This window comes from Vibrio sp. 2-1-2a (assembly GCF_032648565.1).
Lineage (GTDB): Bacteria > Pseudomonadota > Gammaproteobacteria > Enterobacterales > Vibrionaceae > Vibrio > Vibrio diabolicus.
Genome location: NZ_WBOH01000003.1, coordinates 637,863 through 662,626 on the forward strand (window position 1 = coordinate 637,863; position 24,764 = coordinate 662,626).

Annotated in this window: 19 protein-coding genes and 1 pseudogene; 12 read left to right on the forward strand and 8 right to left on the reverse strand. The window is 44.3% G+C overall.

All coding sequences use genetic code 11. The features are described from left to right. Window positions 1–41: 41 nt before the first annotated feature. Entirely contained in the window at window positions 42–2,678 is a 2,637-nt protein-coding gene (locus tag F7Y48_RS11145; protein WP_316684161.1) for an ATP-binding protein, read from the reverse strand. 615 nt (window positions 2,679–3,293) lie between these two features. On the opposite strand from F7Y48_RS11145, the gene F7Y48_RS11150 reads away from it, so the two are divergent. Beyond that, entirely contained in the window at window positions 3,294–4,727 is a 1,434-nt protein-coding gene (locus F7Y48_RS11150) for a glyceraldehyde-3-phosphate dehydrogenase (RefSeq protein ID WP_006741169.1), read from the forward strand. Window positions 4,728–4,967: 240 nt separating this feature from the next. Beyond that, window positions 4,968–5,189 carry a hypothetical protein gene (locus F7Y48_RS11155; protein WP_005397748.1) on the forward strand — a complete coding sequence of 74 codons (222 nt, stop codon included), beginning with the start codon at window positions 4,968–4,970 and terminating at the stop codon, window positions 5,187–5,189. A 145-nt stretch (window positions 5,190–5,334) separates the two neighbouring features. Here the strand turns inward: F7Y48_RS11155 and F7Y48_RS11160 are convergent, their stop codons facing one another. The 3 genes from F7Y48_RS11160 to F7Y48_RS11170 form a co-directional block, all read right to left on the reverse strand. After that, a complete protein-coding gene (locus tag F7Y48_RS11160; protein ID WP_046875874.1) occupies window positions 5,335–5,949 on the reverse strand; it encodes a LysE family translocator in 615 nt (204 codons plus the stop codon). A gap of 95 nt (window positions 5,950–6,044) precedes the next feature. Beyond that, entirely contained in the window at window positions 6,045–6,959 is a 915-nt protein-coding gene (locus F7Y48_RS11165; protein ID WP_104972357.1) for a LysR family transcriptional regulator, read from the reverse strand. Window positions 6,960–7,001: 42 nt separating this feature from the next. Continuing rightward, window positions 7,002–7,457 (reverse strand): Lrp/AsnC family transcriptional regulator, encoded by a 456-nt coding sequence (locus F7Y48_RS11170; RefSeq protein WP_005396378.1) that lies wholly within the window; start codon window positions 7,455–7,457, stop codon window positions 7,002–7,004. 327 nt (window positions 7,458–7,784) lie between these two features. On the opposite strand from F7Y48_RS11170, the gene yjeH reads away from it, so the two are divergent. Then, complete coding sequence (yjeH, locus tag F7Y48_RS11175) at window positions 7,785–9,047, forward strand: L-methionine/branched-chain amino acid transporter (protein WP_152815476.1); 1,263 nt, start codon at window positions 7,785–7,787, stop codon at window positions 9,045–9,047. On the opposite strand, the gene F7Y48_RS11180 is transcribed toward yjeH, so the two are convergent. Then, window positions 9,048–10,493 carry a PLP-dependent aminotransferase family protein gene (locus tag F7Y48_RS11180; RefSeq protein ID WP_316684168.1) on the reverse strand — a complete coding sequence of 482 codons (1,446 nt, stop codon included), beginning with the start codon at window positions 10,491–10,493 and terminating at the stop codon, window positions 9,048–9,050. Between the two features lie 100 nt (window positions 10,494–10,593). Between F7Y48_RS11180 and F7Y48_RS11185 the strand changes: the two genes are divergently transcribed. Then, on the forward strand, window positions 10,594–11,250 hold the full coding sequence (locus tag F7Y48_RS11185; RefSeq protein ID WP_005396375.1) for a pyridoxamine 5'-phosphate oxidase family protein: 657 nt from the start codon (window positions 10,594–10,596) through the stop codon (window positions 11,248–11,250). Here F7Y48_RS11185 and F7Y48_RS11190 read toward each other — a convergent pair. Then, window positions 11,231–12,553: an ATP-binding protein gene (locus F7Y48_RS11190; RefSeq protein WP_256898799.1), complete on the reverse strand. Its 1,323-nt coding sequence runs from the start codon at window positions 12,551–12,553 to the stop codon at window positions 11,231–11,233. The genes F7Y48_RS11185 and F7Y48_RS11190 overlap by 20 nt on opposite strands. 3 nt (window positions 12,554–12,556) lie before the next feature. After that, window positions 12,557–13,249: a response regulator transcription factor gene (locus tag F7Y48_RS11195; protein WP_005396371.1), complete on the reverse strand. Its 693-nt coding sequence runs from the start codon at window positions 13,247–13,249 to the stop codon at window positions 12,557–12,559. 367 nt (window positions 13,250–13,616) lie between these two features. Between F7Y48_RS11195 and F7Y48_RS11200 the strand changes: the two genes are divergently transcribed. Further along, window positions 13,617–15,158 carry a hypothetical protein gene (locus F7Y48_RS11200; protein ID WP_316684173.1) on the forward strand — a complete coding sequence of 514 codons (1,542 nt, stop codon included), beginning with the start codon at window positions 13,617–13,619 and terminating at the stop codon, window positions 15,156–15,158. A 12-nt stretch (window positions 15,159–15,170) separates the two neighbouring features. Continuing rightward, window positions 15,171–15,860 (forward strand): hypothetical protein, encoded by a 690-nt coding sequence (locus F7Y48_RS11205; protein ID WP_085343918.1) that lies wholly within the window; start codon window positions 15,171–15,173, stop codon window positions 15,858–15,860. A 90-nt stretch (window positions 15,861–15,950) separates the two neighbouring features. On the opposite strand, the gene F7Y48_RS11210 is transcribed toward F7Y48_RS11205, so the two are convergent. Further along, window positions 15,951–16,952 (reverse strand): AraC family transcriptional regulator, encoded by a 1,002-nt coding sequence (locus tag F7Y48_RS11210; protein ID WP_048624820.1) that lies wholly within the window; start codon window positions 16,950–16,952, stop codon window positions 15,951–15,953. A 107-nt stretch (window positions 16,953–17,059) separates the two neighbouring features. On the opposite strand from F7Y48_RS11210, the gene F7Y48_RS11215 reads away from it, so the two are divergent. From F7Y48_RS11215 to F7Y48_RS11240, 6 genes and pseudogenes are all read left to right on the forward strand, one after another. Next, on the forward strand, window positions 17,060–17,386 hold the full coding sequence (locus tag F7Y48_RS11215; RefSeq protein WP_046875867.1) for an MFS transporter: 327 nt from the start codon (window positions 17,060–17,062) through the stop codon (window positions 17,384–17,386). Next, on the forward strand, window positions 17,386–18,609 hold the full coding sequence (locus F7Y48_RS11220; protein ID WP_316684175.1) for an HlyD family secretion protein: 1,224 nt from the start codon (window positions 17,386–17,388) through the stop codon (window positions 18,607–18,609). The genes F7Y48_RS11215 and F7Y48_RS11220 overlap by 1 nt, the downstream gene beginning before the upstream one ends. 98 nt (window positions 18,610–18,707) lie before the next feature. After that, entirely contained in the window at window positions 18,708–20,030 is a 1,323-nt protein-coding gene (locus F7Y48_RS11225) for an AarF/ABC1/UbiB kinase family protein (RefSeq protein WP_316684176.1), read from the forward strand. Window positions 20,031–20,142: 112 nt separating this feature from the next. After that, window positions 20,143–21,489, forward strand: coding sequence for a magnesium transporter (locus F7Y48_RS11230; RefSeq protein WP_005396363.1), 1,347 nt, complete (start codon window positions 20,143–20,145; stop codon window positions 21,487–21,489). An 804-nt stretch (window positions 21,490–22,293) separates the two neighbouring features. Then, window positions 22,294–23,414 (forward strand): annotated as a pseudogene (codB, locus tag F7Y48_RS11235) (cytosine permease). Window positions 23,415–23,423: 9 nt separating this feature from the next. Beyond that, a complete protein-coding gene (locus F7Y48_RS11240) occupies window positions 23,424–24,701 on the forward strand; it encodes a cytosine deaminase (RefSeq protein WP_258508576.1) in 1,278 nt (425 codons plus the stop codon). Window positions 24,702–24,764: the final 63 nt, after the last annotated feature.

Here is a 24,764-nt window from a genome sequence, read left to right on the forward strand (position 1 = left end):
CCCCTTTGATTGGGGCTTTATCGTCTTGAAATGTTATCGATTTAGGCGAGTTTTAATTCATTAAAGAGCTCAAATAGCTGATTCGATTTATAAGGCTTAGGTAAATAAGCATCCATACCTGCAGCAAAACAGTTGTGAATGTCTTCTTCCAAAACACTCGCGGTGAGCGCAATAATGGTCGTTTTCTCACGCCCCGATTTCTTTTCCCAACGACGAATTTCTTTCGTCGCGGTCAGTCCATCCATCACAGGCATCATACAATCCATTAAAATTGCATCGAATTCTTCTCCCTTTGTGATGGCTTCCAACGCTTCTTGTCCATTGCTTGTTATCAAATAGTCATACCCTGCTTTATCCAGAAAGAAACTCGCGATTTTCTGATTCATCAAGTTATCCTCCGCGATTAAGATCCTCCTGTGAGAGCGCGACGTTCGATATTCATACTTTGGAACACCATTAGTGACAGCGTCACTTGAAATGGTTTTTTCTACCTTCGCTAAATCGTCAATGACATGCTTAAATCGATTGCCAAGAAAAGGCAATGTGAGTACAGCATGTACTCTTTCTGCATTGTCGTAGGGAGTGGATAGATGATGCTGACAAATAATCACACGACGAAGATCATATTTGAGTGACAATTCATCTAAGACTTCATCCGTATTGGAGTCGTCACTATGGCACAGAAATATGACATCAAAGTCATCGTTTATTGCTTTTACTTCATTAACATTATTCGCACCAAAGAGATTGATTTTCGCTAATCGACACTCTTTCAAAAGTTGATCAGCGTAATCGTAATTTGTGCAGATCAAGAGCCCTTTATTTATCACGTCCGAGCGCCAGCCAAACACCGGAATAACGTCAACCTCAATAGAGAATTCAAAGCATGTGCCCACTCCTTTTGTGGATGTCGCTATAAGCTGCCCTCCCATCATGGATACCAGTTGACGACAAATTGCCAATCCCAGTCCCGTTCCACCGAACTGCCTCGACACCCCTTCATCTTCCTGAGTAAAGGGTTCAAAAATCGTCGTTAACTTATCTTGTTCAATGCCTATCCCGGTATCTTCGACTTTAAACATCAGCACTCCGCACTCTTTCTCAGATAACTCGTCATAACTGACATCAACACGTATATGACCGCTTTCGGTAAACTTGACCGCATTCGATACCAGATTCGTGATGACCTGCTTGATGCGATGATCATCAACCATCACTCGAGTTGGAATGTTTTCAGCTAAGTTAATCCCCAGCTCTAGCTGTTTAGATGTGGCTTTGGATTGAAATAAAACCATCGACTGGTACACCACCTCTCGGATATCGGCCTCGACTAGCGACAACTCCAGTCGACCAGATTCGATTTTAGAAAGATCCAAAATATCGTTAAGCAAGGTAAGTAATGTTTGGGATGAAGAGTCAATGTCATCAACGACTTCTTGTTGATGGGAAGATAACTCGCTTTGAGAGAGTATCTCCGTCATGCCCATAATACCGTTTAGGGGGGTACGTATTTCATGCGACATGTTGGCAAGAAATACTGATTTAGCGCGATTAGCAGACACTGCTGACTCTTTAGCATGGAGTATTTCGTCTGTTTGTCTCTGCTTTTCTTCAACCACTCGATTCACTTGCTGAGCGAAAATCGTCAGTTCATCACTGCCATCGACTTTGACTTTCGTCTGTTTCTCTTCATCATTGATCAGCGCCGTTAAGGTATGAATAATCGCATCTAGTTTGCTATTAACCCGAAACCAAGTGCCAAAGCCAAGCCAGCAAAGCATGACGATAACCAAAATAACGCCAGAGGTAATCATCGCAATATTGGTCTTTTGTTCATGAACTTGTGTTAGGAGCGACTGCTCTGTTTGTTTCGTGAACCCATCAATGAGTACTTGCAAGCGTTGCACACGGAAATCGAGTTCTCTCAAATACGCTTCATAGTCACTACGTGACATGTCCCCTGACATTAATCGCCCACGAGATGCCAAATTTCTCTGATATCTCGGCGACGTAAACAAGCCTAGCAATTTATCAACTTGATCGTATGACCCTCCTAAATTTAAAAACGCATCCAAATTTTGCTGCTGTCGATCAATAGCCTGAAAAAACAGACTCTGACTCAACCGACTCTTAGGATCTTGAACTAGGCGATGCGTCAACCAGGCTTCTTTCTGTGTCCAAAAAGACAGCTGAGCAAGGTAAGCAATAAAATTCTGCATTCGAATGCCATCCTCACTACCATACCACTGATGATTTTGTAGCAAAGAGCGCGACATATTTTGAAGCAGTTGAAATGCCCAATCGCCCAGGTCATCCATCTCGTCCAACCTACCTGATAATACCCCTAGCATGGCCTCTTTCAGCTCATCAGCATATTCAGCGGTATTGGGGTTACTGACGAATTTTTGATGCATGGAAGAAATAACACCGTCTTGTTCTTCTATATTAAGTGCGGCTGATGCTTGAAGCGTAGGCTGGCGGCGTGCTTTCTCTATGGAGTATATAAAATGAGAGGCTTGGGATATCAACTGGAAACCTTGGATATTGATTACCGTTTGATTGAGACGGCTTACGCGCAACGCATTGTCAGAAAACTGCTGAACTGCAAAAACCACTATCACCACCGTGGGTAATAGTGCGAGGAGTGCTAAGCGTGTTTTTATTGATAATCTCAACATCCATCAGCCCAATGGTTGATCTCATCCGATTATTTAATACTAGACTAGTTTCTAGCATTGAAAGGCATATACGACATGGTTACTTTAAAACAACATTCACCTACCAAAACCATGGTCATTCCGCTTATTTCGCCATCGGTCAATGAAATGGTAATTGTGACTCGAATCATACTTTTCGATCTTCAAGCTGAGTACAAACAGTGAAGTTTCACTCATACCTAAGATGCACATCACTTTTCATGAAATTCCAAACCATATGTTCACCTATCTCGTTGCCTTATCGAGACAAATCACACAAAAATGCAAACGAATTCACAGTGACAACAAAACTAATTTGAAAACACACATTATCATCGCGAAAAAAGTGGATAACTTTTTAAATGTCAATACGTGAAAACCACCGCTTTAGTCACATTAATTCACCACTAACACGACCTTAACTAGTGTTTTACACTGGATTTAATTTTCCTAGCAGAATAAGGGCTCCGACCTTAGAATCCGCACACATAACTATTACAACCCGATTACATAACCCACCACACTCTTGCACGCTGCCGAAGAGGCAACAGCAGAGAGTATGGTTAGCCCCCAAAACGTGAAAGGTCTAATACAACAATGAGTCCAGAGAAATATCTCCAAGACTGGCAAACTAGCCAAACGATTGCTGAATCTATTTCCCCTCTAATTGGTAAGCTATATCGTCAAAAAGGAATCGAAGTGGTTCTGTTTGGTAAAACGCTTATCAATGCTACTACTATAGACATTCTCAAAACTCATCGCGTTGCAAGACGTTATACAGGCAGCCCACTCTCACTTGAGCACACAATGCCTATCATTCAAGCGCTATGTGAAATGAGCATTTCTTCGTGTCGTGTCGATGTTGGCCAATTGGCAACTAAGTACTGGAATGAGCATGACGATACTGCGTCTCTAAATGATTTCCTTATCACTGCACTTGATGGCGCACGCGATGCAGACTCTTCATTGAAAGCGCGTGATGTAGTTCTTTATGGTTTTGGTCGCATTGGTCGACTACTAACTCGCCTTCTGATCGAGAAAAGTGGCCCAGGTTACCCACTACGACTACGAGCGATTGTGGTTCGTGGCGGTAAAAAAGGCGATTTAGAGAAGCGTGCTAGCTTACTGCGTCGTGACTCAGTCCACGGTCAGTTCAACGGTAGCATTGTGATCGATGAGGAACGTAAAGCTCTGATCGTTAACGGTAACTACATCCAAATCATCTACGCAAACAATCCAAGCGAAGTGGACTACTCTGCTTACGGTATTAACAACGCGCTTGTTGTTGATAACACAGGTGTTTGGCGTGATTCTGAAGGCCTAAGCCAACACTTAGCGTGTCAAGGTGCAGAGAAAGTGCTGCTAACGGCACCAGGTAAAGGCGATATCAAAAACGTTGTATTCGGTGTAAATGAATCAGTTATTCAAGAAGATGACACCATCATCTCTGCCGCGAGCTGTACCACAAACGCAATCACGCCGGTTCTTAAAGCGCTGAATGATAAATATGGTGTCCTTTCTGGTCACATCGAAACCGTGCACTCATACACAAACGACCAAAACTTGATCGACAATTTCCACTCTGGTGACCGCCGTGGACGTAGTGCTTCTCTGAACATGGTTCTAACTTCAACTGGCGCAGCTAAAGCAGTAGCAAAAGCACTGCCAGAGCTAGCTGGTAAGCTAACAGGTAACGCAATTCGCGTACCGACACCAAACGTTTCGATGGCAGTCGCTAACCTAAACTTAGGTGAAGACGTAGACCGTGATTCACTGAACGATTACTTGCGTGAAATGGCGTTGAACTCTGAGCTTTCGGCACAGATTGACTACACCGATTCAACAGAAATTGTATCAACTGACTTAGTTGGCTCTCGCCATGCAGGCGTCGTAGATGGTCAAGCGACTATCGCACAAGACAAACGTTGCGTACTTTACATCTGGTACGACAACGAATTCGGTTACAGCTGCCAAGTTGTGCACTGTATGGAACAAATGATGGGTGTTCGTTACCAAACATTCCCTCGATAGGTGAACTTTGCTCCACAACGTTAACCACATAGCGTAACGGACAATATCTCATATTTGTTCTAAATAATAAGCGCGAAGCGCATTACTAATATTTTTCCCCGTTTATACGCCTGATCACCCTCAGGCGTTTTTTGATTTCGCTCATTTGACACTCTCCGGACAAAGTAAAGACTATCATTCATGTTTTGTTCATGTTCACAGCATTAATCTGAACACATGAATTACAGAGAGGTCATGATTATGAATCGGATTATTGTTACCGCACTGGCACTGATTACGGGCTTTTTTACATTAGTCTTTAGCTTGATCATTGCGATTCCGTTGACCATCGCAGCATTAATTACAGGCAAACGTATTGAGAAGCGCGTGAAGAAAATGCAGAAAGAAATGCATGAAGAGTATGAATTCAATACTGGTAAAGCCGATGCTATTGAAGGTGAGTTCGAAGAGGTTCGCCGATAAGTAAATAGAATTTATATAAGTTTCTCTCCCCCGACTGCTCCTGAGAAACTTCTTGCTTTCACCCTGTCTTTACAATGGCAGGGTGCTTTTTTACAAAAAAGGCAGCCATCCGGGCTGCCTTTAATATTTTGTTGTCTTTGCAAATTTATACGGTTACGACCACTCGAAGTGCCAATAGCATGAGAACAATCCCTGACAAACGATCAATTAACACCGCTTTAGAACGAATTCTGTCCACTACTTTAGAGCTCGATAAAACTAGGGTGATAAAAGTATACCAAAGCCCGTCCACAACAAATGGTGTAGCAACAATGATCATTTGATTGCTCAAATCATTACCTAGCGCTACAAACTGACTGAATAATGCGATAAAAAACAAGGCAATTTTGGGGCTTAAAATCGAGATAAAAAAACCTTCTCGAGCAGACTGGCTTACCGTTGTTTCTTCGCCTGACTCCAACTTCGCCGCCACACCGCCTTTCGAACGCAGCGCATTGAACCCTAAATATGCAAGATATGCCGCGCCTGCAAGGCTGATCGTCTTGAACAACATCGGGCTTTGCTGCAAAACAACAGCGAGGCCAATCAGCGTAATAAACGCATAAATGCCAATTCCAAAAGCGTGTGCCCAAGCCGTTGCCAAACCATTGATGCGTCCACCAGCCAAGGCATGTTTTGCCACAATCGCTAGGCTAGGCCCAGGTGACATAGCGCCGAGTAAACACACGGTAAAAAGTGATAACCAAACTGTTAGTGTCATAAATAACCTCTCTCCATTTGAACTCAATCTATCAATTGAAGAGCTATAATTTGAAATCAAAGTTTCGCATAAAAGTCATGATTTAAAATCATAACTTAATGGATGGAGTATTCCGATATTTTCATCACCGCGTGGATTTGCTCTCGCACCCACTGATGAGCTGGATCATTGTCGTATTTAGGATGCCACATCAGCCAGTATTCATGGGTAGGTGTCTCAAAAGGAAGCGCTTTATGAACCAAAGGCCAGTGCTTGGCCAAATTATTTGCAATGTGCTCCGGAACTACCATCAAGTGGTCACTTGAGACCAAACGATTTACCGCCGCAGAGAAAAAAGGCACTTTAAAGGTAACATGACGCATCAGCCCCCTGTCTTTTAGTGCCATATCAGTACTTGAGTCTTTGTCTCCCCCACCCGTCACTTGAATATGCGAATGACTGATGAGGTCCTCTATAGAAATCGAAGCCTTACCAGCTAAAGGGTGAGACGCCTTCATCAAACAAACTGACTTATCAGAACCAATATTGATGCTAGATACACCTTCAGGCTGAGTGGGATACATAGAAGAAGCAAGATGGATTCCTAACTCGTGAAGCTTATCGATAAAATCTAGTTGCCACAGTCGATACGCCAAATCCAATTGTGGTGCTTGTTCACCTAAGTGAGATGCAATATCGGGCAAAACGTATTGTGCCACGTAATCACTTGAGGCAATAACCAGCTCGCCTTGCCACAGTTGCGGCTCAAAAGGTTTGTCATCGAGTAAATGGTCAAACTCAGCCAGTAACGCATCAAGCTTTGATTTTAATGCTATTGCTCGCGGGGTTGGTATCAGCTGATTACCTTGACGAATAAGCAGTGGGTCACCACACAGATCGCGCAATTGTGCAAGCTGTCGGCTAACCGCAGACTGAGTAATGTGCAAACGTTCTGCAGTTCGGCTGACATGACACTCTTCTAAAAGTACATGCAAGGACCTAAGTAGATTCAAATTGATGTTGTTTAACATACCGGCTCAAGAAGGTTTAATAAATAATGGCACCCATGATGCTTATTTCACAAACTGGTTGCCAGTCGTATTAAAGAACTCAGCTAAAACGGTATGAGTCATGAGGTGCCTTAGCTCTGGGTAACGTTGAATTTGATCTCTGATTTCGTTCAAACGAGTCATCGTAGGTACTTCGACAAAAACCATCATATCCGTTTCACCACTGATTGCATGGCACCATTTTACGCCATCGATTTTGTATAGTTCGTCGGCATATGATTCGCAATAATACGTGGATGTAGATTTATCGAACTTTAGAGCAAAATAAGCACAAATCGAGTCCCCGCCTGAAGAGGCAATTTCAGCGTGATACCCGAGAATCACTTTGTCATGTTCTAGCTTACGAATACGAGCAGTCACCGCAGAACGAGAAAGGTTCACTTTATCCGCAATTTCAGTCACCGACAGCCGAGCGTTGTGTCGGAGAAGATCCACAATCTTGTGATCAAACTTGTCCATATACTTACCAAGCTTTCCTTATTTTTCTCATTCTATACCGATTCTAACTGCATAAGAAACCAACATTTTGTTGGAAATATTTAAAACAACCGTCATATTGACGGTTCAGTAAATCATTTTGTTATTAAGATTTTGGATATGCTATTTGGTAAGCATGAGATGAGCACCGTTATCCATTCAAATAAAAGAGCGATAACGCATTGAAATCAAATACGCTTCTTATGCACTCAGCGCACTAGCGGGCTCATTAAACTCCAATAAATGAGATAATTAGAAGCCACAAGCGTTTTCGTCATAAGTCCTACAACATTGGATGAATCAATTAGCATGGAACAGCTCAAAAAAGACATTTCACTCACATCCGGTATCGCCCAACTATCCACAACATTAATGGGAACGGGGCTTTTTATGATACCAGCTATTGCAGCAGGCATAGCGGGTCATTTTTCACTATGGGCCTGGATTTTATTATTCATCGCCATTTGTCCTATTGCGCTGACTTTTGCCCAGCTAGGCAAGCGATATCCCAACGCGGGCGGAACCGCATTTTTTGTGCGTAAAGCATTTAACGCCAAGCTGGAAAGTAGTGTAGCTTGGCTATTTGTTAGTGTCATTCCGGTAGGGGTTCCGGCCGCGATTGCACTCGCCGCAGGCTTTCTACAGCAAATATTACCAGAGCCTATTAGCAATAATCTGTTTGCACAAATTCTAACGGTATTACTTCTTGTGTTCGTCAACTTGATGGGCACTAAGTCATCAGGTCATTTACAAACTCTTATTGCTTTGAGTGTCTTTGCGCTCGTTGGCACATTTTTATGGAAAGGTGACGTTAACAGCGCCGATCTCGTGATGCCAGCTATCACACAAGAGTCAATTTGGCCTATTACCGCAGCGCTTGGCGTGATGTTCTGGTGTTTTGTTGGCATAGAGGCTTTTGCTCATATGGGGGAAGAATTCAAAAACCCTCAAAGAGATTTCCCTATTGCCATTATTGTCGGTTGTTTTGTAGCGGGAGCTACGTACTGGGCTTGCTCTGTTGTTATTTTAAAGTTTGGTGCATATGGTAATGCTCAATTCGATAATGCATCGATTCCATGGTTGAGTGCTCAACTACTTGGCGATGGGGCCAAATGGATAATCAGTTTGATCGGATTCTCCGCTTGTTTCGCGAGCGTTAACTTATACACACAGAGCCTAGCGCGAATGGTCTGGGCTCAAGCTCGGGAACATCGTCCTTACAGCCCACTAGCCAAGATTTCGCGTCGTGGTGTCCCTTTCTCAGCCACCTTATTAGTTGGCGGCGTACTGCTAATATCTTGCGTGATAGGAACGCTATCGCAGCTCGATCTGGAGTTTTTCCTAAAACTAGCAAATAGTGTATTCGTTTTGGTTTACATGTTGGCGATGTTAGCCGCTTATAAATTGCTTCGTGGGTTTGGTAAAGCGCTTGCGGGACTTTCTCTACTGCTTTGTACCGGTGTTTTTATATGTTTAGGCTGGTCAATGTTATATGCACTTGGCATTTTCACTCTACTTTTACTGCCTTGGAAACAGTGGCGACATAAACGACAAACACGCGCAGTTGAATAGTCACCGCTTCCCATGTCGAAAAATTTGGGCTAAACGTTGGATACCAGCGTCTATGTTCTCTAACGCGATATTACCATAACCAAGCACGGCACCATGCCAGTGACGTGCTTGGAAACCTGGATGTTCATAATAGCTCAAAGGTCGCAATATGATCCCTTCATGCTCTGCCAGTTTTGTAAAACGCAGCTCATCTATACCGTTTTGCCATTTCAACGTAATATGAAGCCCAGCCGCTTGGCTAACGACGCAAACACTGTCGCCAAAATGCTGTTGAATGGATAAATGCATCTGTTCATGCTTGGTTTTATATAGTCGGCGCATTTTTCGGATATGGCGCAACAACCCACCCTCGGTAATAAAATCTGCCAACGCTTCTTGAGTGTGCGTCGGTGAATCACCACTTAACGCATCTTTAACCACTAAGCATTGCTCTACTAAACGTTCAGGAACCACCAGGTAGCCAAGCCGCAATCCGTTAAACATCACTTTACTGAAGGAACCCACATACAACACATGCTCATCTCGACCCATTTGAGCGGCTAGCCCCTGTAAGCTGGTGTAGGGACGATGAGCAAACTGAAATTCGCTGTCATAATCGTCCTCGATGATCCAACTTGATTGCTCGACCGCCCAGTTGATGATCTTTCCTCTTTGCTCGGTATTGAGTGTGGTCCCCATCGGATATTGATTACTTGGTGTGATATACAGCGCATCGGCATCGCTTGAGGTCACAGCTTCCACATCAAAGCCTAATTTCTCTCTTACGAACAAAGGCTCAAATTGATAGTTTTGGAACTGAATCAACTTCCGCATTTGCGCGTAACCCGGTTGCTCCATCAGAACCTTATCACCTTGTTTTAGAGCTACCATCGTCGCGATTGACAACGCTTGCTGTGCCCCAGAGGTAATAATAATGCGCTCTGGAGAACAATTCACTGAGCGACTTGATGCGAGGTAGTCAGCTAAAGCACTGCGCAATGCCCAACTACCCTGAATATCTTGATTCCCCAACAAGCAGGGGCGGGACATGTGGCGAGCAAGTAACTTTTGCCATTGCGCCATCGGAAATGCGTCCAAATCCGGCACACCCGGTGCAAATGCGCGGCTGATGTCAAAGTTGGTTTTCGGTGATGAGTCTCTCTGAACTGAATTAGGTTCAGGCAAGTACTGCTCCGGCAGTTCTACGGCAACATAAAAACCCGAACCTTTTTGGCTGTTCAAGTAACCTTCCGCCACTAACTGCTCGTAAGCAGAAATCACGGTATTCCTACTTAGATTAAGCGCTTGTGAAAGCTTCCGCGTAGAAGGCAACTTCCCATTCTTCACCCACAATCCTTGAACAATTTTCTTGCGAATAGCAAAAAACAACGCTTGCTGACGCGTTCCATCACTGTCTTTTAAATGCAGGTCACCGATATCAATCAAAGACAAACTGGATCCATCCATTAGTTAAAAGTGGCTCTCTTTAAGCTACCAGTTAAACGCTACATTGCAATCAAAGAATGAGGATCAATCGCTCGTAATCGTGAGCAAACAAGGAGAGAAAATGCTATCCAACACCAATAGAACGGAAATTAAGAAAGGTGCACATAAAGCCGTCTCTGATGTTAGCAAACTGCACGCCATCATAGATGAAAGCCTAATCGCTCATATTGCGATAACCAACGAGTCAGGCCCTGTGGTCATCCCTATGCTGGCATGGCGTGTCGATGATTACGTGTATATCCATGGTGCCAACAACAGTCGACTGTTACGCTCACTCAAACAAGGAGTGCAAACGTGCTTAACCTTTACTTTGCTTGATGGTTGGGTATTGGCTCGAAGTGCATTTCACCACAGTGCGCATTATCGTAGCGCCGTGGTCTTTGGCCAGTTTGAGATGGTGGAGAATAACCAAGAAAAAGACAGGTTGCTGAATCACTTTATCGAACAGATCGCTCCAGGGAGAACAAAACAAGTCCGTTTGAGTAATGAAAAAGAGCTCAAAGCCACCATGCTGCTGCGTATCCCACTCACAGAGGCATCTGTGAAAATCAGCAATTTTGGCGTCAACGACGATGCGGAAGACATGGATATTCCTGTTTGGGCAGGTGTCCTACCCTACCGAACCGTCGTAGGTCCGCTGCAAGCTTGTGAAGATTTGTATGAAGGTATCGCTGAACCAGACTACCGCAGTGCCTACTCTAATCGTTGGCAGGAATAAGCACCGTAAAACGTGCACCGCCTAAGTGACTCTCGCCGACGGAAAGCTCCCAACCCAGTTGCCTCGCTGCACTGGTAGCGATGGCAAGCCCTAAACCAAAGCCTTTCATGTCGGCGTTGCGGCTTTTGTCTAAACGCGAAAATGGCATAAATACTTCTTCTCGCATCGCTTCAGGGATGCCCGGACCATCGTCCTCAATATCGATGCTCCAGCAATCCGCTACCATTCGAATCGTCACCTCAACGCAGGATTCACCGTAACGCTTGGCGTTTTGCAGTAAATTATCGAGGACGAGGTTACCCAAAGTAGGCTGAAAGTGAATCAATTGGTTCGCGAGTTCATTTTCTGCTCTCAACATGGTGGACTCTAAGCCTAGGTAATTCATGCGGCTTTTACACCAAAGAGGCAGTTCCATGGTTTCAACAGAATCGCTCAAAGAATGGTTTTTCACACTCAAGCGAGACAGCATGACAATGTCGGACGTTAAATCCGTCACTACATCAACGTATCGTTCAATATCGTCATGTAACTCTGCCTGCATTTCACCACTCGTGCGCCTAGCTAAATCCGTCGCTAGCTGAATACGACTCAGCGGAGTGCGCACTTCATGAGGAATAGCTTGAGTAAAGATGTGTGTTTGACGTACTCGTCTCTCAATCTCTTCAGACATGTTGTTGAAGCCTTGGGCGAGCTCTTTCACGGGTTGCGAAAATTGCTTTAGATCGACTCGCGTATTCAACTCACCATAACCAAATTGTTGTTGTGCAGCCGTTAGTTGTCGAATTTGGCGGTCAAGACGTCGTACAGGTATGTAAACCATAATGCCTAAACTGCACACAACAACCAAAAGTAGAGTCAGTATAAATACAATCTCAGAATCTTCATTCCAATCAACATCTGGGCTAAAGAAATCCGTTTTTTCTTTGAAAACTAAACTCTTCGAGGTGTTAGGTAAAGGGAATACCGCGGCATAGGTACTGCCATCAATAAGATAAACAGGTATCCCTTGTATTCGGTACAGCAGCTTACAATCTCGACAAGGCGGTGATCCGTCCCAGTTTTCAACCAATGTTAAATCAAAGATAAAGAAATCTTGCTTGCCGTTTTCGGTTAACTTCTTATAGAGAGAATCCGGAGTGCCTCGTTGCTCAATGTATTGATCGACAAAATAAGCACCATCACTCAAAAAAACACCGACTTCTGTTTTGCGCATGTACTCTTCCCCCATAAAGAGAAACAAAGCAACAGTCAGCGCAAGGCCAGTAACTAACCCCACATATAGACGAGTAAACAGGGAAAACATGCGTCATTTACCTGTCAGCATATAGCCGTGGTGACGTATGGTCTTAATGGTAGCAGTATGGATATGAGCCTTAGAGAATTTCTTCCTTAGTGAGGATATTCGCATATCGATCGAACGATCAGTAATGCAGTATTCAATGCCTCTGGCAAGACGGCAACATGATTCACGAGATACTGGCTTATCGACATTCAGCATCAGGAGCTCTAAAATTTCAAACTCAGAACTCGTCAAACCAATATCTTTTTGCAAATAAAATGCTTGGGAACGACGAAGACAAAGGCTAATGCCATATCGGCTCAGCTTTTCTTCTTCAACGGTATCAACTTGACGACGATAGCGACGCAACGCCGCTTCAATACGGGCGAGAAGGATGTTGCCTTTTATCGGTTTGGTAAGGTAATCATCAGCACCGAACTTAAATAAGCTCACCTCGCTCATTTCATCATCGGTTGCAGTCAAAACAATGATAATCCCATGATAAAATTTACGTGCCTCTTGGCATATTTCTGCGCCATTTTTTCCTGGTAACATCAAATCTAACAGCACTAGGTCCGGCTTGAGTTCCTTAATCGTTTCTAATGCATTTTGACCGTTGTCGATAACAGTTACTGTATAGCCTTCGGCTTCGAGGTACATTTTGGTTAATCGAGCAATCTCAGAGTCGTCTTCTACCAGTAAGATTGTATTGCCCACCATGAATCATTTACTCCACCAATATGATGGAGGGAGTATATCGCTCGTCCTATACTGCGCAACCAACTTAAATGATAATTTTAATAAAAAGCAGGCTTACATACGCTTACAAACTATACATATACGATAATCCTAATCATTCTACGCCCCTAAAACCATGCAATAACCTGATGTTTTATTCATTAGCAGAATATAGCTTCACATAAAAAATAAAGTTCGGAATAAAAATCTACTATATTTTTAAATATATCGAATGATAGTCCTTACCAAAAAAACAATATCGATATATATGACTTGGTTTGCTTATATAGACAGGACTTTATGTTGCTTCTAAGTTTCTTGCTCTAATAAAGTCTACGAGTAACATGAAATGAGATATTCCCAATTAACACCTTTAGCCATATTTTGCGCGATAAGTCTAACTGCTTGCGGCGGCAGTGAATCTAATTCGAAACCATCGACAACGACACCTCCAACACCACCAGCGCCAACATTGAGCACTGTCACAATCCCAACTGTCGTTTCTACAGAGCTTCCAGCCAAGTTAAAAGTGGCTGCTGATGCGGGCTTCACCCACTATGTGAAAATCTCCCTTTCTGAAGCAAATAACAATGATGCATTTCACATTGTGGCTGTTGATGACGGTGCGAATAATGAAAAAATCTTTCGTGCAGCCAAAATCATCCAACACCTTCTCACAAACCAACCAGACTCTAAGTCCGGCGCTGACAAGTCTCGTATCGCTAAGACATTAGCCGAGCGTGATGCCACACTAATGCTGACCGAAAACGACGAACAGAATGATGAGATGTTAACCAAAATCTTTATCAACGAACTGATTCGCCAAGACAAACTGAACGATGCAGTGACAAACTCGGGCTTAGCACACTCTTTTGATACGAGTTCTCTAGAAAAGCTTTTTGTAAGCATGATGGTACTTAACGAAGATGATATGGATACACTTGTCACATCTATCGTGGCAACATTAGTAAATAGTAAAGAAACACCAAACTGGCTAAGGAACAGCCAATCTTTGATGTATCGAGAACTGACAGTTGAAGGCGATTGCCATTACATGAATAATTTTGCCGATTACTGTGCCAATCTTGGTAAAAAAGCCGAACGAGACGCCGCTTTTGAAGAAATTTTACACTTGGTCCAAGCGCAAGGTATTGCACCTAACACGGGGACTGCGGCACTGCAAAATGACATTCAAGCTCATGCGTTAAAAATCTATAACGATATTCAAGCGGGCAAACCGACGGTGTGGCGCCCAACTCAGTATGACTGGGACGATTGGAAATCGGACGACTTCGATCCTGAAAGTGTTAAACAAACGGGCCCTTCATATTCTCACGAATACTTTGCTGCCGCTTTTGAAGCTTACATGGGTGTAGCAAAAGCAAACGGACAAGGTTTAGATGGCTACCAAGCGTTAACACGTGAAGAAATGCAAACTCAAGATCCACAAGCCGTTGATTGGATCAGCGGCTTATTCCACGGATACTTGCAATACACCGCGAACATCGACTCTGCGGGCGTCAAACTTTACACAGAAAAGACAAATCCAGGCACAGTGCCTACCTTCCGTATGGCTCCCAACAAAGACGGCTTGATAGAAGCATACACCTACAAATCTCAGTGGCTGACAAGAGTGAAGATCATTGGCGACGACGCAATGAATGTCATCGGTAATGACCAAGACAATACCTTTGAAGGCAACAGCAAAGACAACAGCATTTATGGTGAAGGTGGTATCAACACCTATATCGTGCCACACAAACTGGCAGAATGTACTGTTATCAAAGCAAAGAGCGTTTCTGTTAAGTGTCCGAGTACAGGCTCGGATGAGTTGTACGACATTCAAAAGATCCAATTCACCGACCAAATCTTAGATGTAACCGAGCTATAAACGATGAAAAACATGAAGAAACTTACTCTATTCGCTCCCCTACTCCTTGTAGGTTGTGGTGGCCTAGCCGTCATGGATCGTACTGACGCCGTAAAAGCACAACCAGAAATGCTGATCAAAACCGACGGAGATTTTTGGGGATTCGGTGCAGATGGTCATTTTGATTTTGCTGGTAAGTACAAAGGCAACTATTCACGCAGTGCTTCTAACTCAAGTTGGTTTAACCATATCTCTTTCAAAGAAGGTACGATGGGCGCAGAAGTTACTCGTATCGACAACGGGGAAACTTGGCTTTTGAACTGCACTGGGGGCGGTATGTCGGTTAACTACATGGGCGTCGATTTTGGTGGGAATGATCCTTACACCTGTGACATTACTCAAGATGGTAAAAAAGTCGGTGAGTTTGCGATGGAGCCAAAATCCGCTCTCATCGACATCAGTTTTGAGAAAAAAGAGACAGGCGTAGTGCGTATCGGCAGCACCCACTTTAATGTAGAAACTGTACATACTAGTCCTGACGCCATGATGGCGGTAGACATTCCATTGGGTTATAGCTTTAAGGAAGGCACACAAGAAATTGCCGCTGTGCAGACGAACGGTACCATTGCGGTACAAATGCTCCCAGAACTTAGTGAACAAAAAAAGGATGTGATTGCCATCGGCGCTGTTGCAAGTGCACTAAGCTGGCGCCCTAAGAAATAGCTATTACATTAAACAACACCACACAAAAAATAATAAAGCCCTCTACCTTGAGGGCTTTTACTGCTTGTTTTCATAAAGACAAGTGAAGCATTACTTTTCTAATCTTCCCGCATACTGCTTGGGCGTTAATCCACGATGCTTCTTAAACATACGATTGAAGCTCGCCACATTGGTGTAACCAAGGCGCATGGCAATATCATCAATGCTCACGCGCTTACTCAATAACCCAGCCGCAACATTACTCAATACATAGCCGGATACCATCGAGAAGTTGAGGCCTAATTTGTGCAAACGACGTTGAAACTGCTGTTCAGATAAATCAAGCAGAGAAGAAACGCGCTCTAACGTTGGCAATCCATAATGACTGCTGTAGTTCACCACTTCATAAATCACTTTCAACTCATCTTCTGGGTCGGGCATATTAAGCAAATCATCCAAATCGGAAAAACTCATCGCTAGACGGCTGTCCTCGCGATGGCTCACTTGGCGGGAAGCTAATCGGTCATCTCCCGGGATCCATATTTCTGTTTTTGGCTGACTCCATTCCACCTCGCAGCCGAAATATTCCCGGTATCGCTCAGTATTTTTCCTCGACCCTGAAATCTTGACGCGCAAAGGCTGATAGTCTTTACCAAGAAATTCGCGTAGCACTTTAATCATAAATACCGCACCGCGGATACTATCGTGCACCTTTACTGACGTTTCTATAAACGGATTGTGGTAAGTCCATTTGATGATTTTGCCCGACTGTTCGCCAGCAAAAAACGCCCCAGATTGTAAGTTACTCGCACCATAATTAACGCGTCGAATCGCGCTGGCTAAATCATTCCCAGAAAATAGCCAGCGTCCCACAGGTCCAAGCTTTTGCAGTTCAATACCTCGGCTGAGACTCAAAACCACATCTGGATCACTGCTGGCTTGTTCAACACAACGATACCATTCTGCGACGGCTTTTAGCGGGATCAGTGTCATTGGGTTGTGAAATACCGACGACGGAATCCCCAGTTCATCCGAGCCCAAATTATATTTAGATAACGCGAGGTTATGCATGTTTAGAATGCCCATCGCGCGAATAAATCGAACCGTCTTCATTACCAATCACATCAAATTTAATCCTCTATTGATTGAATCTGTCACAAAGAAAGACCTAAATCAAATCCAGATCACAATACGCCAACCGTTTGATAGAGGAGTGTTTAATGAGTTTACTGAGTGTCCCATTTGTCGGTACAGGCGCAGATACGGCGTTACATGTTGTCGCTGCTGTCGTTTTAATCGCGAGTGTCGCGGGCGCGTGTTACGGCTTTTGGAAAATCCATGAGTTGCCAATTAATAAGGCGCACAGCAAAGACCATCATCAGATAGGGCTCATCACTGCGCTCACCTGGATTGGGTTTGTCTGGCACTGGGTTTGGGTGCTAGCTGTGATCTTTGCATTCGTTGATATGGAAAAAGCCATCATCAATCTGCGTGATACATGGAGAAGTAAACCGCAAACAGAAACACAGCCAAAAGAGGAAGCGTAATGTTAGAAGGTTTAGCGGTATGGGCTCTCTTCATCTATCTGCTCCGTTTAGTCGGCATGCCTTGGAACAAAGCAACCAAATCGTTCGCTTACCTAGGCGGCTTGGGTTGGTTAATGTTCGTCTGGGTAGGCCTCATCAACTTCACGCCGATGGATCTATCCGGCGGCTCAGTGGTGCAGTCACCACACATCCAGTTGCGTCCAGATTCAACCAATGTGAAGGGTAAAGTTGACCACATTTACATTAAGCCAAATCAACAAGTTAAAGAAGGTCAGCTTATTTATGAACTTGACCCAACTCAATACGAAATCGCATTAAATCAGGCGAACGTATCCGCCGATTCTGCACGAGTCGCATTAGCTACGGCAAAAGGCGACATCGAGATTGAAGACGCGAATCATCAAGCATTGGTGCAAGATCTAGAAACATCAAAGAGCCAATTGGAAGCGGCGAAAGTTGACTACAAATTGCAGAAAAAGATGCTAGATCGTTATGTTGAGCAAAACCGAGTGGTGCAAAACACCATCACGGAAAGCGACATCGACAAACAATCGAGTGCGGTTGATATGGCACGTCACAACGTGTTAACCCTTGAGTCTCAAATTAAGAAGAAACAAGTCGATATTTCACGTGCAAAACTGGCGATTCATAAAGCAGAGCTCGCAGTTGAAACCAAACAAGCCGAACTGCGCCAAGCTGAAGAGCAAATTGCAAAAGCGCAATGGGATTTGAACAGCACCAAAATTCATGCCCCAACAGATGGCTTTGTGACCAACTTTATCCTGCGTGAAGGTCAGCGTGTATCGATGATGCCACGTATTAATATGTACACTAACGAGAAGTATGTGCTGATGCGAGTCAACCACCAGGCGATTCGTAACATTAAACCGGGTCAACCTGCGGAATTCTCTTCGTCCGTTTACCCAGGCAAGATCTTCTCAGCGACCGTCGAAGGCATTGTTGAAGCAACAGGTGAGTCACAAGGTAATCTGCTGGGTTTCGATGATTCTGTTCGCGTTACAACCGGCAAGAACTTACAGAACAAACACCACTTTGTTCGTCTTAAGATTGATGAGCCAGAAGGCTACGACATTCCTGTTGGCTCTGTTGGCCTCGCATGGGTCAGCGGTGAAAAACCGATAGGCTTCATGGCCTTCTTGGATGTGATTCGCGGGATCATCATTCGAATGAAGTCTCAGCTGTACTTCTTCTACTCCATCTAAACTCACAAACCGCCAGTTTCGCTGGCGTTTTTTTCATTTGTATCCAAACACACCCTTTTCCCGTATAACAATTAGTTAGTAAACAGCGGAGAAGATTCATGTCGGCAAAGGAAAGAAGCCTACCTACCCATCGTATCTCAAGGTTCAGCAAGTTCGCTTCACTTGCTACCCGTGTCGCCGGCAATGTGATTGCAGAAGGCACGAAACAAATCGCCAAAGGCAATAAACCAAAAGCGAAAGACCTCTTGCTGACGCCACAAAACATCGCACGGTTGACAGACCAACTTGCTCACCTACGTAGCGCTGCAATGAAGCTTGGTCAAATGCTCTCAATGGATGCTGGTGATGTTTTAGAACCTGAACTCGCCGATATTCTCTCCCGTCTTCGCTCCAACGCAGACCCAATGCCTGCAAAGCAACTGAACGGAGTCATGGAAAGTTCGCTAGGAACGAGTTGGAAAGCTGAGTTTCTATCATTTAACTTCAAACCAATCGCCAGTGCATCAATAGGACAGGTGCACCAAGCCTACAGCGATGCGGGCGATAACCTAGCCGTCAAAGTGCAATATCCGGGCATACGAAAAAGTATCGATAGCGACGTAGACAACGTAGGTACGCTGCTTAAAGTGGTTGGGTTGATTCCAGAATCCGTCGACTACAAAGGGCTACTAGAAGAAGCCAAAAAGCAACTGCATGATGAAGCCGATTACACCCGAGAAGCGCAATTTGCGATTCGTTACCATGATGCTTTGAAGGAGCATCCTCATTTTGTCGTACCAAAGATTCATACTGAAAGTTGCTCAGACTCCGTTCTCGCCATGGAATTTATTGACGGCGTACCCATTGAACACATCGAACATTATGATCAAAGTACGCGAGATTTTGTCATGCACAGTTTGCTCGAATTGCTGTTCAGAGAGCTGTTCGAATTCAAGATGGTGCAAACCGATCCTAACTTCGCCAATTACTTGTACATTGAAAGTACTCGCCAAATCGGCTTGTTAGATTTCGGTGCAACTCGCGAATACAGCGAACGATTCAGTGCCGGCTATCGCCAAGCCTTTGCGTCCGTCATGAATAATGACGAACAAGGCTTGAATGACGCGCTTGAGCAAATTGGCTTCTTCAGCCAAACCATCTTACCTGATCAGCGCCAAGCGATTCTCGATTTAGTAAAAATGGCATGTGAACCCATGTTAGTCGATGAGCCATATGATTTTAAAGCCAGTGGCTTAGCGCAAAAACTTCGCGAAGCCGGCACTATTTTGAGCATGGAACAAGAGTACTGGCATACCCCACCTGCCGATGCCCTATTTTTACATCGTAAAATTGGTGGCATGTATTTGCTCGCAGCGAGAATTGGCGCAAAAGTGAACATTCGCCAATTGGTACAGCCATATCTCACTATCAACAGCGAATAGCCTATTGTTTTTCTGTTACTTTCAAGTACCTTGAGCAAGGTTAAGATGCATAGTTGTGCATCTCAATAACATGCCATACTTCCATAAAACGAATTAACTATCGGGGTACTCGGTGAGCAAGTTTCAAGATCTCTCCACTCTAATCCAGCAAATTGGCCAAGCCGAAGAAGCGGATCAAGTCGCAACGCTCAATGAATCTATTGAAGCGGGTCTCGAACCTGGCGCAGTCGCCCTAATTCTGGAAGCCTTTCCAATCGATGATCGTGTTCGCTTATGGCGAGCTTTGCCACTAGAACTGCATATCGACGTGTTAACGGAAATGCGTGCCGACGTACGTTTTTCTATCATCAATGCATTATCTGAAGTCGAGCTAAAACTCACCCTCGCTAAACTTGATAACTTATCGCTGATCGAATGGGCGGATTCGTTGCCTGAGTCGATCATCAACGAAGCGCTCGCGTTAATCGAAAAAGATGAGTTAGAGCTTTACGATCAGGCAAACGAATATGAAGATGAAGAACTCGGCCACTGGGCTGAGCGTAAAATCATCACCCTGCCCTTTAATATTACGATTGGAACGGCTAAGCAGTTAATGGAGCGCTATAGCTACGACACGCCTCAACAGGTCTACCTGATCAACCGTAATAAACAGTATCGAGGTACAGTCAATTACTACGAAATTTTACGTAGTGATCCTGATACTCGCTTGAAAACACTCGTTATTGAAGCGGTGACGGTGCTAGACAGTAAGATGATGCTTCCCGAAGCGGTAGAAGCATTAGAGCACAGCACACTACCCGCTCTGCCTGTGACTGATGCAGACCAAACTCTGATTGGTGAAGTCGATTGGCAATTTGCATTAAGTACGCAACGTGAAATCTACGAAGCGCGCTTAATGGCCGGTACTGGTATGGATGAAGGCGATGACTTGTTTGCGCCAGTATTAAAAAGCTCACAAAAACGCGGCGTGTGGCTGGGCATCAATTTGCTGACTGCAATTTTAGCGTCTGTCACTATCGGGCTATTTGAAGACGTGATTGCTCAAGTGGTGGCTTTGGCCGTACTAATGCCAATTGTTGCATCGATGGGTGGCATTGCAGGCAGCCAAACGCTGACTCTAATGGTTCGTGCGATGGCGCTTAATCAGATTACCCCAGGTAACCGATTCAAATTCTTAAAAAATGAGCTGGGTATTGGCTCACTGAACGGCATTGCTTGGGCGCTAATCATCGGCGGGTTAGCCGGATTGTGGTTCCAATCGCCAGTTTTAGGTGGAACCATCGCGCTGGCCATTATCGTCAACATTATTACCGCTGCTTTATTTGGCGTGTTGATACCCATTATTTTGGATAAGTTTAAATTGGATCCAGCCTTAGCAGGTTCGGTTATTCTAACGACGGTGACAGATGTGGTTGGTTTCTTCGCCTTTTTGGGAACGGCGAGTTTAGTCATGCTCTAAAAAGTCCACTGTTTATTAATCAATCATTAGCATAATAGAGTCAAATTGCATAACGCAGTTGCAAATTGCAAACAAACTCAAACTTTAAGCAACGCATGTCACAGAAACTACGTATTTTAGGGCATATTAAAGTTGGCACAGTAACTGCATTATATAAATCGACCCTTCTTAAGCCGAGGGTCACCTAGCCAACTGACGTTGTTAGTGAACTTGATTTTGTTCACATGTATATAAGCCAATCGCACTCTTTGCGGTTGGCTATTTTTTTATGTGGCTATTGCTCTCTTATCCTCTGACCGAGCTCGGTTGTACTTTTCCTGCCCACAACAGATTGTTTACTGTTTATAAAATTCAAATATTCGCCCACTAAACCATTAGAAATACCAGCTTCAACAAAAACAAATTACCTACATAAAATAAAACCAAGAAAACATACCCAAAAAAGAAAAAATAACGTCCAAACCAAAACGCTCATCATGAAATCGTTTTCTTTTCATAGAAATCGACTGAACAATCCAGAGTTATAGATAAATTTAATCCATAAACATAAATAGCAATTCAAAACATTCATTTCACATAGAAAACCTGTCTATAAATCATATAAAACACGTAAAAACAAACTTTTTACCTTTATAAGTAAAAAATCAAGCCATTGTTATTAAAAGAAAAAATAGACATAAAAAACCAAGCAAACGTTTAAATTGCAATTTTATCATTGACTATTAAATTTACATCACGATAATACGCGCCGTTTGCCTGAAAACCAGGTGCTATAATTTAACATTTCAATGTGCGGAGGTAATAATGGCTGGAGACAATAACTACAGTCTTGGACCAGTTCCCAACACGGCCAGAAAAGGCGTGGCGTCACTAACCATGGTGATGTTAGGACTCACTTTTTTCTCCGCAAGTATGTGGACAGGTGGTTCTCTCGGTACTGGGCTCTCCTTTAATGATTTTTTCCTCGCTGTTCTCATCGGTAACCTAATCCTCGGTATTTACACTTCTTTCCTCGGTTACATCGGCGCTTCTACTGGTCTCTCTACCCACCTTCTTGCTCGTTTCTCTTTTGGTTCTAAAGGCTCTTGGCTTCCTTCTGCTCTTCTTGGCGGTACTCAAGTTGGGTGGTTTGGAGTTGGTGTCGCGATGTTTGCGATTCCGGTGCATAAAGCAACGGGCATCGATACCAACACGTTGATCCTTGTCTCCGGTTTGCTCATGACCGCGACCGTTTACTTTGGAATCTCAGCACTGATGGTGCTGTCAGCAATCGCCGTTCCTGCCATTGCGCTACTTGGCGGTTACTCTGTCGTAGAAGCAGTAAATAGCGTTGGCGGTATTAGCGAACTACAACAAGTTCAACCAACCGAGCCACTCGATTTTTCAATGGCTCTCGCGATGGTTGTAGGCTCTTTTGTCAGTGCAGGCACATTAACGGCAGATTTCGTACGCTTTGGTAAAAAGCCGCGCAGCGCCGTGATGATCACCATGGTGGCATTTTTCATCGGAAACTCATTAATGTTTATCTTTGGCGCGGCAGGTGCGTCGGTGACTGGTCAATCAGACATCTCTGAAGTGATGATTGCGCAAGGTTTATTGATTCCTGCCATCATCGTACTTGGGTTAAACATTTGGACGACCAACGACAACGCGCTCTACGCATCAGGTCTTGGATTTTCCAACATCACAGGCTTACCAAGTAAATACATCTCGATGGCGAACGGTCTTGTTGGCACACTTTGCGCTCTCTGGCTCTACAATAACTTTGTTGGCTGGCTGGCATTATCGCTGTAGCGATTGGCGTTGGTGCGGGACACTTCCTTCCTGGCGTAGTACCGATTAACGCTGTACTTGGCGGCGCAATTAGCTTCCTAATTCTTAATCCTATTCTCAACAAAAAAGCACTGGCTACACAGCCAGCGTAAGGAACCATCATGACAACACTACTGATCAAAAACGTAACGCTAAAAGGGCGAGAAGGTCTGCAACAAATTTTGATTGAAGGTGGTCAATTCAAGTGCATTGAAAGCAACGATGTGGAGCTTAATCACAACGGTGACACCATCGATGCTGAAGGCGGCATGGCGGTTGCACCTTTCTGCGAGCCACACATTCACCTAGATACAACGCAAACCGCTGGCGAGCCAAGCTGGAACATCTCTGGCACATTGTTTGAGGGTATTGAACGTTGGGCTGAGCGCAAAGAAATGCTGTCGATTGAAGACGTGAAAACGCGCGCAAAACAAACCTTAAAATGGCAGATCGCAAACGGCGTACAACACGTTCGAACTCACGTAGACGTTTCAGACCCTACCCTAATTGCCCTAAAAGCGATGGTAGAAGTGCGTGAAGAGATGAAAGAGTGGGTAGATATCCAAATCGTCGCCTTCCCGCAGGAAGGTATTCTCTCTTACCCAAATGGCAAAGAGCTACTAGAAGAAGCCGTCAAATTAGGTGCGGACGTGATTGGCGCGATTCCACACTTTGAATTCACACGCGAATATGGCATTGAATCACTGCACTACGTATTCGAGTTAGCACAAAAATACGACCGTCTGATCGACGTGCATTGTGATGAAATCGATGACGAGCAATCTCGCTTCGTTGAAACGCTGGCAGCATTAGCGCACAAGTTCGATATGGGAAATAAAGTCACGGCCAGTCACACAACAGCGATGGGTTCCTATAACGGCGCATATGCATCTCGCCTGTTCCGTTTATTACGCATGTCCGGTATCAACTTCGTGGCAAATCCATTGGTGAACATTCACTTACAAGGCCGTTTTGATGATTACCCAAAACGTCGCGGCGTAACACGAGTGAAAGAGATGCTGAATGCCAACATCAACGTCTGCTTTGGACACGATGATGTATTTGACCCTTGGTACCCACTAGGCACTGCAAACATGCTGCAAGTGCTGCATATGGGTCTGCACGTGTGTCAGGTGATGGGTTACGACCAAATCAACAACTCACTGGATCTGATCAGCACCAATTCAGCACGTACACTGAACATTCAAGACAAGTATGGAATTGAAGAAGGCAAACCAGGTAGCCTACTGATTCTTCCTGCAGAAAATGGTTTTGACGCCGTACGTCGCCAAGTGCCGGTTCGCTACTCTGTTCGTCACGGTAAAGTGATTGCAGAAACACAGCCAGCGACGACTCATATTCATCTTGAACAAGCAGAGCAAGTGACGTTCAAACGCTAAGGTTAGTAAAAATACCGACTAAAACGAAAAAGGGTCTGACGAAATCATCAGGCCCTTTTACTA